The 12,768-nt window shown below is 70.6% G+C and carries 12 protein-coding genes; 5 read left to right on the top strand and 7 right to left on the bottom strand.

Translation table 11 applies throughout. The annotated features are described in order from the left end of the window. Positions 1-45: 45 nt before the first annotated feature. Positions 46-669, top strand: a complete 624-nt coding sequence (locus AB0D66_RS07865) for a GntR family transcriptional regulator (protein WP_362298303.1) — start codon at positions 46-48, stop codon at positions 667-669. Between the two features lie 220 nt (positions 670-889). Continuing rightward, entirely contained in the window at positions 890-3,574 is a 2,685-nt protein-coding gene (aceE, locus tag AB0D66_RS07860; protein ID WP_362298252.1) for a pyruvate dehydrogenase (acetyl-transferring), homodimeric type, read from the top strand. Positions 3,575-3,619: 45 nt separating this feature from the next. On the opposite strand, the gene AB0D66_RS07855 is transcribed toward aceE, so the two are convergent. Next, positions 3,620-5,281, bottom strand: coding sequence for a protein kinase (locus AB0D66_RS07855; protein WP_362298249.1), 1,662 nt, complete (start codon positions 5,279-5,281; stop codon positions 3,620-3,622). Between the two features lie 156 nt (positions 5,282-5,437). Here AB0D66_RS07855 and AB0D66_RS07850 point away from each other — a divergent pair, with 156 nt between their 5' ends. Beyond that, complete coding sequence (locus AB0D66_RS07850) at positions 5,438-5,956, top strand: DUF4240 domain-containing protein (protein ID WP_362298247.1); 519 nt, start codon at positions 5,438-5,440, stop codon at positions 5,954-5,956. Between the two features lie 68 nt (positions 5,957-6,024). Here AB0D66_RS07850 and AB0D66_RS07845 read toward each other — a convergent pair whose 3' ends face one another. Next, complete coding sequence (locus tag AB0D66_RS07845) at positions 6,025-6,795, bottom strand: SDR family oxidoreductase (protein WP_362298244.1); 771 nt, start codon at positions 6,793-6,795, stop codon at positions 6,025-6,027. Positions 6,796-6,881: 86 nt separating this feature from the next. Between AB0D66_RS07845 and AB0D66_RS07840 the strand changes: the two genes are divergently transcribed. After that, positions 6,882-7,535, top strand: coding sequence for a TetR family transcriptional regulator (locus tag AB0D66_RS07840; RefSeq protein WP_362298241.1), 654 nt, complete (start codon positions 6,882-6,884; stop codon positions 7,533-7,535). A 77-nt stretch (positions 7,536-7,612) separates the two neighbouring features. Here AB0D66_RS07840 and AB0D66_RS07835 read toward each other — a convergent pair whose 3' ends face one another. Both AB0D66_RS07835 and glnA read right to left on the bottom strand, forming a co-directional pair. Further along, a complete protein-coding gene (locus AB0D66_RS07835; RefSeq protein WP_362298238.1) occupies positions 7,613-8,254 on the bottom strand; it encodes a hypothetical protein in 642 nt (213 codons plus the stop codon). Positions 8,255-8,422: 168 nt separating this feature from the next. Continuing rightward, positions 8,423-9,832, bottom strand: coding sequence for a type I glutamate--ammonia ligase (glnA, locus tag AB0D66_RS07830; RefSeq protein ID WP_361751410.1), 1,410 nt, complete (start codon positions 9,830-9,832; stop codon positions 8,423-8,425). Positions 9,833-10,017: 185 nt separating this feature from the next. On the opposite strand from glnA, the gene AB0D66_RS07825 reads away from it, so the two are divergent. After that, entirely contained in the window at positions 10,018-10,485 is a 468-nt protein-coding gene (locus AB0D66_RS07825) for an RDD family protein (RefSeq protein WP_362298233.1), read from the top strand. 117 nt (positions 10,486-10,602) lie between these two features. On the opposite strand, the gene AB0D66_RS07820 is transcribed toward AB0D66_RS07825, so the two are convergent. From AB0D66_RS07820 to lipA, 3 genes are all read right to left on the bottom strand, one after another. Then, positions 10,603-11,301 carry a DUF4191 domain-containing protein gene (locus AB0D66_RS07820; protein ID WP_362298230.1) on the bottom strand — a complete coding sequence of 233 codons (699 nt, stop codon included), beginning with the start codon at positions 11,299-11,301 and terminating at the stop codon, positions 10,603-10,605. A gap of 10 nt (positions 11,302-11,311) precedes the next feature. Then, positions 11,312-11,509, bottom strand: a complete 198-nt coding sequence (locus AB0D66_RS07815) for a hypothetical protein (RefSeq protein ID WP_362298301.1) — start codon at positions 11,507-11,509, stop codon at positions 11,312-11,314. 215 nt (positions 11,510-11,724) lie between these two features. Then, positions 11,725-12,675 (bottom strand): lipoyl synthase, encoded by a 951-nt coding sequence (gene lipA, locus AB0D66_RS07810; protein WP_361751405.1) that lies wholly within the window; start codon positions 12,673-12,675, stop codon positions 11,725-11,727. Between the last annotated feature and the right edge of the window lie 93 nt (positions 12,676-12,768).

Raw genomic sequence — 12,768 nt, 5'->3', positions numbered from 1 at the left:
CGCATCAGAGCTCTGCATGCCCCCACAGGAGATGAAGCCCGGATGATCACCCCACCCGTCGTGCACTCGCTGCGCGAGCAGATCCGCGAGCACATCGTGGAGGGGATCGTCAGCGGGCGCTGGAAGCCCGGCGAGCGGATCGTCGAGCGCCGGATCGCCGTGGAGCTGGAGGTCAGCCAGACGCCGGTGCGCGAGGCCCTGCGCGAGCTGGAGACGCTGCGGCTGATCGAGTCGGCGCCGAACAAGGGCGTGCGCGTGCGGAACCTGTCCGCGGCGGACCTGGAGGAGATCTACCCGGTGCGGGCCGGTCTGGAGCAGATCGCCGCCGAGCTGGCGGCGCCCCGCCTGGCCGCCGACTGCTCGGCGCTGGAGCCGCACGTCGCCGCCCTGTGGGAGGCCGACCGGACCGAGGACGGGACCGCGCAGGTGCGGCACACCGTCGGGTTCCACCGGGAGATGGTGCGGGCGGCCGGGAACAGCGTGCTGCTGCACACCTGGGAGAGCCTGGGCATCGAGGTGTTCACGGCCCTGTCCATCCGGTGGCTGGGAACCGTCCAGAAGTCCTACGCGGAGGAGCACGAGGCCCTGGTCGCGGCGTTCCGCAGCCAGGACCCGGAGATCGGCCTGCTCGTGAAGCGGCACGTCCTGGGGTGCGCCCCGAGGGCGTGAGCTGCCCGTATTGCCCCCGTCTGACCGGCACCGGGTGCCTTTTTCCCTGGCACGCGGTGCCGACTTTTGGCAGATGGACGTTTCTTTGTCACTTTTATTTGATCGATCATCGATCAGCGATTTACAGTCGTCGCGGACCTCAACCAGGTCCAACGACCCTGTCCTGCCCGTCAGGGATTTTTTCACCACCTCTCCTTTGTCCGGAAGGCGGCGCACACCGATGTCCGACCCCGTAGGAAAGCTTCCGAGCGAGCTCGACCAGCTCCCGGACCGCGACACCGAAGAGACCGCCGAATGGGCGGCCTCCCTCGACGCCGTCGCACAGGCCGCCGGTACGCGCCGCGCCGAATACCTGCTCCGCCGCACCCTCCAGCACGCCGAGGCCGCCGGCCTCGCCCTGCCGAAGCTGCTGGAGACGGACTACGTCAACACCATCCCCACCTCCGCGGAGCCCGAGTTCCCGGGCGACGAGGAGATGGAAGCCAAGATCACCGCCTGGAACCGCTGGAACGCGGCCGCCATGGTGACCCGCGGCTCCAAGTACGGCGTCGGCGGCCACATCGCCACCTTCGCCTCCGCCGCGTGGCTGTACGAGACCGGCTTCCAGCACTTCTTCCGCGGGAAGGAGGCCGACGGATCGGGCGACCAGCTCTACATCCAGGGCCACGCCTCCCCCGGCATCTACGCCCGCGCCTTCCTCGACGGGCGCATCTCCGAGCAGCAGCTCGACAACTTCCGCCAGGAGTCCGGCGGCAACGGCCTGCCGTCCTACCCGCACCCGCGGCGCCTGCCGTGGCTGTGGGAGTTCCCGACGGTGTCCATGGGCCTCGGCCCGCTGTCCGCGATCTACCAGGCGCGCTTCAACCGCTACCTGCAGAACCGCAGCATCAAGGACACCGCCAACTCGCACGTCTGGGCCTTCCTGGGCGACGGCGAGATGGACGAGCCCGAGTCGACCGCCGCCCTGGCCCTCGCCTCCCGCGAGCAGCTCGACAACCTGACCTTCGTCATCAACTGCAACCTGCAGCGCCTCGACGGTCCGGTCCGCGCCAACTTCCGCGTGGTCCAGGAGCTGGAAGCCCAGTTCCGCGGCGCCGGCTGGAACGTCATCAAGTCGCTGTGGGGCTCCGCCTGGGACGAGCTGTTCCAGCTCGACACCACGGGCGCCCTGGTACGCCGCCTGCGCGAGGTACCCGACGCGCAGTTCCAGACGTACGCGACCCGCGACGTGGCCTACATCCGCCAGCACTTCTTCGGCGCCAACGCCGAGCTCGTGCAGCTGGCGGGCGTGCTGTCCGACGCGAAGATCGCCGAGTGCTTCCACAGCTCCCGCGGCGGCCACGAGCCCCGCAAGGTCTACGCCGCGTACAAGGCCGCCCTGGAGCACAAGGGTGCGCCGACGGTCATCCTGGCGCAGACCGTCAAGGGCTACACGCTGGGTGCCGGGTTCGAGTCGAAGAACGCGAACCACCAGATGAAGAAGCTCACGATCGACGAGTTCAAGGACATGCGCGACCTCCTCGGCCTCCCGATCCCGGACAGCGCCTTCGCCGACGGCCAGGTCCCCTACGGCCACCCCGGCGCGAACAGCCCCGAGGTGCAGTACCTCAACGAGCGCCGCGCGGCTCTCGGCGGCCCCGCCCCGGCCCGCAAGGTCAAGCAGGTGGCGCTGCCCGCCCCCGCGGACCGCTCCTTCGCCCCGCTGCTCAAGGGCTCCGGCAAGCAGGAGATGGCCACCACCATGGCCTTCGTCCGGCTCGTCAAGGACCTGATGCGGGACAAGGAGACCGGCAAGCGCTGGGTGCCGATCGTCCCCGACGAGGCCCGCACCTTCGGCATGGAGTCCCTCTTCCCGTCGGCCGGCATCTACTCGCCGCTGGGCCAGACGTACGAGCCGGTCGACCGCGACCAGCTCATGTACTACAAGGAAGCCAAGGACGGCCAGATCCTCAACGAGGGGATCACCGAGGCCGGCGCCATGGCCGACTTCATCGCCGCCTGCACGTCGTACGCGACGCACGGCGAGCCGATGATCCCGTTCTACATCTTCTACTCGATGTTCGGCTGGCAGCGCACCGCCGACCAGATGTGGCAGCTCGCCGACCAGCTCGGCAAGGGCTTCATCGTCGGCGCCACCGCCGGCCGCACCACCCTGACCGGTGAGGGCCTGCAGCACGCGGACGGCCACTCGCACCTGATCGCGTCCACGAACCCGGCGTCGCTCAACTACGACCCGGCCTTCGCGTACGAGATCGCGGTGATCGTCAAGGACGGCCTGCGCCGGATGTACGGCGAGAAGCCGGAGGACGTCTTCTACTACCTGACGGTCTACAACGAGCCGAAGGTGCAGCCGGCCATGCCCGAGGGCGTGGAAGAGGGCATCCTCAAGGGCCTCTACCGCTTCAACACGGCGGCCGACCTGGCGGAGGCGGCCCCGGCCGCGGACGCCCCGAAGGTCCAGCTGATGGCCTCCGGTACGGCGATCCACTGGATCCTGGAGGCGCAGAAGCTGCTCGCCGCCGACTGGAACGTGGCCGCCGACGTCTGGTCCGCCACCTCCTGGGGCGAGCTGCGCCGCGACGCGCTGGAGTGCGACGAGGCGCTGCTGCGCGGCGAGGTCCGCACCCCGTTCGTCACCCGCGCGCTGGAAGGCGCGCAGGGCCCGGTGCTGGCCGTGTCCGACTGGATGCGCCAGGTCCCGGACCAGATCAGCCAGTGGGTGGAGCAGGACTACACCTCGCTGGGCACGGACGGCTTCGGCCTGTCCGACACCCGCGAGGGCGCCCGCCGCCACTTCGGTGTCGACGCCCAGTCGATCGTGGTGGCCGCGCTGGCCCAGCTCGCCCGCCGCGGCGAGGTACCGGCGTCCTCCGTCAAGGAGGCCCGGGAGCGCTACGGCCTCTGAGCCCCGCCCACCCGTGAGGCGGCCCTCCCTTCGGGGCGGGCCGCCTCACGGCGTTCCCGCAGGCCCGGCCCCGCCCGCCGCGAGGTCCTGCCCGCTGAGCCGCGCCCGCAGCGCGGCCATGACGTCGTCCGCCCCCAGATCCCGGGCCACCCCGGCGCCCCCGCCGGGCCGCGCTGCGGGGACGGCCCCGCCGCGGCCGCCGCCGGGCGGCGCGAGCAGCCGGTCGCGCAGGGAGTCCAGGCGGGCCGCGAGCTCCGCGCGCTCCGCACCGATCGCGGCCTGCTCGCGCGCCGTTTCGGCCCGCAGGCGCTCGGCCCGGTCCAGGGCCTCGCACACCACCTCGCGGGACCGCCATGACGCCCTGGCCAACATCTCGCGCGTGTCGTCCGCCGCGGCGGCGAGCGCCCGCTCGGCCTCTTGCACCGCCTCGGCGCGGTCCCGCTCGGCCTCTGCGCGGTCCCGCTCTGCCTCGTCGCGGTCCCACTCGGCCTCTGCCCGGTCCCGCTCGGCCCGCTCGCGCACCTCGACGAGCGCCTCCTCGACCGCGGCCCGCCGGTCGGCCAGCTCGCGGTCGGCCTCCGCCCGCCGGTCACGCAGCGTCCACTCGAGGTCCGCCGTGGCCCGGTCCATCCGTGCCCGGGTCTCCTTCAGGAGGAGCTCCGCCTCCCGGCGCCGCAACTCCGCCTCCTCGGCGTCCCTTCTGGCTCCCACGCGAAGCCGCTGGGCCTGCGCCCGGATCACGGCGGCGTCCAGCAGGGCCTGGTCGGTCATGGCCGCCGCCCGGGACCGGGCGGCGGTCTCCGTACGGGCCGCCCGTGCCGTGCTCCTGCGCCGGGCCGTGGCCGACTCGCGCCACTGCCGCGCCCGACGGACCGCCCGGAGCTCCCGCAGGACCGCGTCGGCGTCCGCCGGCCGTGCGCCGGGCTCCTTCGCGAGCAGCCTCATGACCAGGTGCTCGATGCGGTACGGGACCCCCGCCGCGGCCTTGCCCAGGGGTGGTACCTCGGCGTGGACCTGCTTGTAGATCAACCCGAGGACGCTGTCGGCAGTGAAGGGAGGGGCGCCCGCGAGTCCCTCGTACATGAGACAGCCCAGGCTGTAGAGGTCGGACCGGGGCCCGATCCCCTTCTCTCCCCGGCACTGCTCCGGAGACATGTACTGGGGGGTGCCCACCACCTTGCCCTCCGGTGTCAGGGCGGACAGGCGCCAGGTGTCCCCGAGGAACGCGGCGATGCCGAAATCCAGCACCTTGACGCGCCCGTCGGCGGTGACGACGACGTTCTGCGGCTTGATGTCGCGGTGCACGATCCCGCGCGCGTGCGCCGAGGCGAGCGCGGAGGCGATCCGGGAGGACCAGTGCACCACCTTCTGCCAGGGCGGCCGGGGCGCTCTGCGGAACTCCTCGGCGAGGGTGCGGCCGTCGAGGCGCTCCATGACGAGGTAGAAGTGGCGGCGGCCGGCCCACACCGCCTCGCCCCAGTCGTGGACCGTCACGGTGTGCGGGCTCGGGAACCCGGCGGCCGTCAGCACCTCGCGGACGAACCGCCGCTCCACCGCGACGCCGCGCGGCCCGGGCGCCCCGGGGACCAGCTTGACCGCGACCGGCCGCTGGAGCCGGTGGTCCACCGCACCCCAGACCTGACCCATCCCGCCACTGTCCAGGCACTGCTCCAGCCGGTACCTGTCCCCGAGCAACTCGTCCTGCACCCGCGCCTCCCCTGACCGCCGGCCTCCTGCTGTCGAGTATGGCGCCCGAACGGGGGAGTTCGGCCTCATGGTCGGGGCGGGCGGGGGGTAGGACACCGGCCTTTCGCCGTACGCGCGGTGGCGGCGCGGGGTCGGACCCGTGATGCTGGAGCGGTGATGGACGAGACGGAGTTCTGGGAGATCGTCGACCGTACCCGCGAGGCCGCCGACGGCGACCCCGAGGAACACGCCGAGCTGCTCGTGGAGCGGCTGGCCCAACTCGACCCCGACTCCGTCCTGGACTTCGCCCGGCACTTCGAGTCGCGGTACAACCGGGCGTACACCTGGGACCTGTGGGGCGCGGCCTGGGTGCTGCTCGACGGGGCGAGCGACGACGCCTTCGACTACTTCCGCTGCTGGCTGATCGGCCAGGGCCGGGAGGTCTTCGAGGGCGGGGTGCACGATCCGGACCAGCTCGCGGAGCTCCTGGGCGAATTCGACGAGGAGATCGACGGCGACGGCGAGGAGCTGGGGTACGCGGCCGACGAGGCCTACGAGCAGCTGACCGGTTCGGTGGCCCCGGACCTGGGCGTCCCGCTGCAGCCGGCAGAGCCGGAGGGCGCCCCGCTGGACTTCGAGAACGAAGCCGTGCTCGCGGAGCGCTTCCCCCGGCTCTGGGACCGCTTCAGGGGCTGACCCCCGGTGGTGCGGCGCCTAGTGCTGTGACCGCAATGGTTCACCGGGTCGCGACGCCCGGCACGGCACTAGTAGTGCGTACCGCCGTCGATGCGGATCTCCGTACCGGTGATGAACGCGCCGTCCTCGGAACCCAGCATCGCGACGACGCCCGCCACGGTCTGCGGGCCGGCGAAGCCCTGGCCGATGGCCGGGGCGAGCTTGGCGAAGAGGGACCAGTCGGTGTCCTCGGGCAGGCCGGGGCCGTTGCCGGTGGTCATGCCGCTCTCGATGGAGCCCGGTGCGACGGACACGAAGCGCAGGCCCTGCTTGCTGTACTCGGCGGCCAGCGCGTGGGTCATGGACTGGATGCCGCCCTTGCTGGCCGCGTACGCGGACATGTAGGGGTGGGCGAAGGACGCCGAGGTGGAGCTGAAGTTCACCACGACCGGCTGCGCGCCGGCCAGCAGCGCCGGGAGCGACTCGCGGATCATCAGGAAGGTGCCGGTCAGGTTGACCCCGATGACCCTGTTCCACAGGTCGAGCGTGGTCTGGCGGGTGTGCGCGGAGCGCAGGATCCCGGCGGCGTTGACGAGTACGTCGATCCCGCCGAGGGCGTCGACCGCGGCGGCCACGCCCTCCCTGACCGCGTTCTCGTCGGATATGTCGAGCAGGGCGGTGGTGAGGCGGTCCTGGTGGCCGTCGGCCGCTGCCCGGTCGGCGGTGACCTTGAGACCGGCCTCGCTGACATCGACCGTGTGGACCCGGCCGCCTTCGGCGAGGATCCGGTGGACGGTGGCCTGGCCGATGCCGGAGCCGCCGCCGGTGATGAGGACGCGACGTCCTTCGTAACGGTTCATGGGGCGAGCGTACCGAAGCGATGACACGTTTTGCCAGGGTGTCAAAGCATGCAATCAACGTTCCTGCGAGGGGTACGCTTCACTGCGTGAGATCCCCACGTCCGTACGCTCCCCAGGCCGGCCCCGGAGCCCAGTCGCTGACCGAGCGCCGCAAGGCCGCCACCCAGCTCGACATCGCCCGCGCGGCCTGCGAACTCTTCGCCGAGCACGGCCCCGACGGCACCACGGCCGAGGACATCGCCCATCGGGCCGGCGTGGCGCTGCGTACGTTCTACCGCTACTTCCGCAACAAGCAGGAGGCGGTGGCCCCCCTGCTCGCGGTCGGCGGCGACGCCTGGCGCGCCCTGCTCGCCGAAGAGGATCCCGGCACCCCGCTCGCCGAAGCCCTGGAACGCGCCGTCAGGCGGACGCTGAGCGAACCCCAGGCGGTGGAGGAGGGGCTGGAGGTGACCCGCGGCCTGCTGCGCGCGGCGGCCGGCGACGAGGCCCTGCGGGCGGTCTGGTACCGCGTGAACCAGGACTCCGAGGAGCGCCTGGTCCCGGTGGTCGCCCGGCTGGCCGGCCCGGACGCCGACCTCCTGGACGTACGCCTGCTCGCCGCGGCGGCGACGGACGCGATCCGGATCTCGCTGGAGCTGTGGTCGACCACGGACGCCCCGGTCTCGGGCTCCGGCTCCCCCACCGAACTGGCGGTGCGCTGCCTGCGCGACCTCACAGGCGCGATGCCCTTGCTCCGCTGAGGTCAGCAGAGCAAGGGCATGGCATCGTGCACCTCGGTCCCGGGCCAGTGGCCCCGGGTGTCAGGGGCAGGTTTCAGTCAGCGGCCGCCACCCCAGCCGCCGCCGCCATCGCCGCCGCCGCCGCCCCAGTCACCGTTGCCGCCGCCGCCGTTGCCGCCGCCGCCCCAGTCACCGTTGCCGCCGCCGCCGTTGCCGCCGCCGCCCCAGTCACCGTTGCCGCCACCGCCGTTGCCGCCACCGCCCCAGTCACCGTTGCCGCCACCGCCGCCGTTGGCCCAGTCACCGTTGCCGTTGCCGCCGCCGCCCCAGTCACCGTTGCCGCCGCCACCGCCGCCCCAGTCACCGTTGCCGTTGCCGTTGCCGCCGCGACCGTTGCCCCAGTCCCAGTCGCCGTTGCCGCCCCGGCCGTTGCCCCAGTCCCAGTCGCCGTTGCCACCACGGCCGGAGTCGTTCCAGTTCGAGTGCCAGTTGGCGTCGCGCCAGTTGTCGTCGCGCCAGTTTTCGTTGTATCCGCCGACTCCGCCCTGCTCCCAGCACCAGCTGGGCCGGTCGCGCCAGTCACGGTCGCAGCAGTAGTCGTACCGGGCGTCCGAACGGTTCGAGGGGTACCGGTAGCAGTCGTAGCCGCCGTTCCCACCGCCGCCGCTACCGGTGACGACCGAGGCCGAAGCACTGGCGACGGGCAGCACGCCTATCGCGACTCCCGCGGCGCCTGCCATGGCTGCCGCAACGATCCTACGGCGCATTTTCATGCACCTCCGCACATGTCTCGCTTATCCAGCCTTTAGGACATTTCCACCCTCGCCCGAGTGCGACCCGCTGTCAAAGCAGAAGGCCCCCCGCCACACTCCGTGGAGTGCGGCGGGGGGCCTCCCATCAGGCATTTTCTAGAGATCGAAGTAAAGCTCGAACTCGTGGGGGTGCGGACGCTGCGCGATCGGGGCGATCTCGTGCGTGCGCTTGTAGTCGATCCAGGTCTCGATCAGGTCCGGGGTGAAGACGCCGCCGGCCAGGAGGTACTCGTGGTCGGCCTCCAGGGCCTTGAGGACGTCCTCGAGGCTGGTCGGGACCTGCGGGACGCTCGCGTGCTCGTCGGGCGAGAGCTCGTAGAGGTCCTTGTCGATCGGCTCCATCGGCTCGATCTTGTTCTTGATGCCGTCGAGACCCGCGAGGAGCAGCGCCGAGAAGGCGAGGTACGGGTTCGAGGACGGGTCCGGGGCGCGGAACTCGACGCGCTTGGCCTTCGGGTTCGAGCCCGTGATCGGGATGCGCATGGCGGCGGAGCGGTTGCGCTGCGAGTACACCATGTTGACCGGCGCCTCGAAGCCCGGCACCAGGCGGTGGTACGAGTTCACCGTCGGGTTGGTGAAGGCGAGCAGCGACGGGGCGTGCTTGAGGATGCCGCCGATGTAGTAGCGCGCGGTGTCCGACAGGCCCGCGTAGCCGGCCTCGTCGTAGAACAGCGGGTCGCCGTTGGCCCACAGCGACTGGTGCACGTGCATGCCCGAGCCGTTGTCGCCGAAGATCGGCTTGGGCATGAAGGTCGCGGTCTTGCCGTTCTTCCAGGCGACGTTCTTCACGATGTACTTGAAGAGCATCAGGTCGTCGGCCGCGGCCAGCAGCGTGTTGAACTTGTAGTTGATCTCGGCCTGGCCGCCGGTGCCGACCTCGTGGTGCTGGCGCTCGACCTGGAGGCCCTGGGCGTCCAGCTCGAGGGAGATCTCGGCGCGCAGGTCGGCGAAGTGGTCGACCGGGGCGACCGGGAAGTAGCCGCCCTTGTAGCGGACCTTGTAGCCGCGGTTGTTCTCCTCGGAACCGGTGTTCCAGGCGCCGGCCTCGGAGTCGATGTGGTAGAAGCCCTCGTTCGCGGAGGTCGCGAAGCGCACGCTGTCGAACACGTAGAACTCGGCCTCGGGGCCGAAGAACGCGGTGTCGGCGATGCCGGTGGAGGCGAGGTACGCCTCGGCCTTCTTCGCGATGTTGCGCGGGTCGCGGCTGTAGGCCTCGCCCGTGATCGGGTCGTGGATGAAGAAGTTGATGTTCAGCGTCTTGTCACGGCGGAACGGGTCCAGGCGCGCGGTGGTGATGTCGGCACGCAGCGCCATGTCGGACTCGTGGATGGCCTGGAAGCCACGGATCGAGGAGCCGTCGAAGGCGAGCTCCTCCGCCGGGTCGAACGCCCGCGCCGGGATGGTGAAGTGCTGCATCACACCAGGCAGGTCGCAGAAGCGGACGTCGACGAACTTGACGTCGTTCTCCTCGATGTACTGCTTCACTTCGTCGGCGTTCTGGAACATCCAACTCCTCCTACTCCCGACCCCGGGGGAGGGACGGGCTGTATAGCTCGTGGTGCGTCAGTGCGGTGTCGCACGCTGACCCGACCATAAGCAGACGGGATTTCTCAAGCATGACCCATTTGTTTCGCACAAGTTAACCAGGGTCCCGCCCGAGGGCCGCGAGGCCGCACCGGTACCGTGTTCGGGTGGACAACAGGCAAGCAATCGGATCGTGGCTCTCCGGCCCTCGCGCGGCCGCGGAGGAGATGGGCGTCGACTTCGGCTACCCGGGCCAGCGGCTCGGCCTGCCGCAGCAGGGGCCCGGCTCGGTGGCGCGGTTCGGCCGCAGGCTGGGGGCCGTCCTGATCGACTGGGTCGGCTGCCAGCTGATCGCGTACGGACTGATCACCGGCGGCGACCTGGCCGCGGCGGGCAACTGGACGCTCGGGCTCTTCGTCGCCCTGAGCATCGTGACGGTCGGCACCGTGGGCTCCACCCCCGGTAAGCGGATCCTGGGCCTGCGCGTGACCGCGGAGGGCGGCGGCCGCCTCGGCATCGCCCGTGTGCTGCTGCGTACGCTGCTGCTGGCCCTGGTCATCCCGGCGCTGATCTGGGACCGGGACGGCCGCGGCCTGCACGACCGGCTGGCGCGCGCCGTCCAGGTCCGCATCTAGCCCGCACGGCGAGCACGAAGCGGAGAGCGGCGCGGAGAACGAAGCAGGGGCGCCCCCCGAGCCGACGGCCGGCTCGGGGGGCGCCCCTGTGTCGTATACGAAAATCAGCTCAGCGGGTCAGCGCATCTTTCCGCCGCGCGGCATCCGCATGCCCTTGGGCATGGGGCCCTTCGGCAGCGGCATGTTGGACATCAGGTCGCCCATGGCGCGCAGCTTGTCGTTGACCGCGGTGATCTGCGGGCCGGACAGTACGCGCGGCAGCTTGAGCAGGGTGGTGCGCACCTTCTTGAGCGGCACCTCGCCCTCGCCCGTGCCCACGATGAAGTCGTGCACCGGCACGTCCGGCATGATCCGGGCCAGCTTCTTCTTCTCGTTCGCGAGCAGCGGCTTCACCCGGTTCGGGTTGCCCTCCGCGATCAGCACGACGCCGGCCTTGCCGACGGCCCGGTGGACGATGTCCTGCTGCCGGTTCATCGCGACGGCGGGGGTGGTCGTCCAGCCCCGGCCCACGTTGTCCAGCACGGCCGCGGCCGCTCCCGGCTGTCCCTCCATCTGCCCGAAGGCAGCCCGCTCGGCCCGTCGTCCGAAGACGATCGCCATCGCGAGGAACGCCACCAGGAAGCCCAGGATGCCCAGGTAGACCGGGTGGCCGATCAGGAAGCCGATCGCAAGAAAGACACCGAAGGTGACGATTCCCACGCCCGCGACGATCAGACCGACCTTCGGGTCGGCCTTGCGCGTCATCTTGTACGTCAGGGCGATCTGCTTCAGTCGCCCGGGGTTCGCAGCAGTCTCTGCGTTTGACTTCCTCGCCATAGAGCGAAGTTTACGTGGCCTGCGGGGTCCGGGTCGCCGCGGCCTCAAGTACGTGTTCGGTTTCGACCCGGTCCTTGGCCCGGCGGCGGTCCTCCAGGACCGCCGACCAGGCGTTGCGCCGGGCGCCGCTCATGAGCAGCGACTCGATGCCGCGGAAGGCGTCGGAGAGAGTCGGGATGGCAATGGCGCGTACGGGCGCGGCCTGCATGATGTCGATCCCTTTCACGGTGCTCACATATGCGTGGGGTGCCGGAGGTGTGTGCGGTGCGTGGACCCATCGTCACTGATTGGTGTTACCAGCGCATGACCAGCCGGTCAAACGTTTTGGAAACATTGACGCGGCCCGCCAGAACTCTTCCTGGAAAAGAGCCTAGGGGCCGCGCCGATGCGGGGTTACTGCTTAGTAGCGTTTTGTGCGGGAGTTCACACGGTCGCCGCGCGCTTCTCCATCGCCTGGGTGTACAGACGTCCCGCCCGGTACGAGGACCGGACCAGCGGGCCGGACATCACACCGGAGAAGCCGATCTCCTCGGCCTCCTTCGCCAGCTCCACGAACTCGGCCGGCTTCACCCAGCGCTCCACGGGGTGGTGCCGCGGCGAGGGCCGCAGGTACTGGGTGATGGTGATGAGCTCGCAGCCGGCCTCGTGCAGGTCCTTCAGGGCCTGCGAGACCTCCTCGCGCTCCTCGCCCATGCCGAGGATCAGGTTCGACTTGGTGACCAGGCCGTAGGCGCGCGCCTTCGTGATCACCTCGAGCGAGCGCTCGTAGCGGAAGCCGGGCCGGATCCGCTTGAAGATCCGCGGCACCGTCTCGACGTTGTGCGCGAAGACCTCGGGGCGGGAGGCGAAGACCTCCTCCAGCAGCTCCGGGACCGCGTTGAAGTCGGGGGCCAGCAGCTCGACCTTGGTGTGGCCGCTCTCGCGGCCCGCCGTCTGCTGGTGGATCTGGCGCACGGTCTCCGCGTACAGCCAGGCGCCGCCGTCCGCCAGGTCGTCGCGGGCGACGCCGGTGATGGTGGCGTAGTTCAGGTCCATGGTGACCACGGACTCGCCGACGCGGCGGGGCTCGTCCCGGTCCAGCGCCTCGGGCTTGCCCGTGTCGATCTGGCAGAAGTCACAGCGCCGGGTGCACTGGTCGCCACCGATGAGGAAGGTGGCCTCGCGGTCCTCCCAGCATTCGTAGATGTTCGGACAACCGGCTTCCTGGCACACCGTGTGCAGTCCTTCGCCCTTCACCAGGGCCTGCATCTTGGTGTACTCGGGGCCCATCTTCGCCCGGGTCTTGATCCACTCGGGCTTGCGCTCGATGGGGGTCTGGCTGTTGCGGACCTCCAGGCGCAGCATCTTGCGTCCGTCGGGTGCGACTGCGGACACGACCGGCTCCCTGTGACTTCGATTGTTCGGGCGCCCACCAGGGTACGCCCGTAATTTCGTACGCTCTTACGTCGGCCAACCTGCGAGGGGCCG

It is taken from the genome of Streptomyces sp. NPDC048270 (assembly GCF_040652335.1).
In the GTDB taxonomy this organism is placed as follows: domain Bacteria; phylum Actinomycetota; class Actinomycetes; order Streptomycetales; family Streptomycetaceae; genus Streptomyces.
This window is presented reverse-complemented; position numbering and strand designations above follow the sequence as displayed.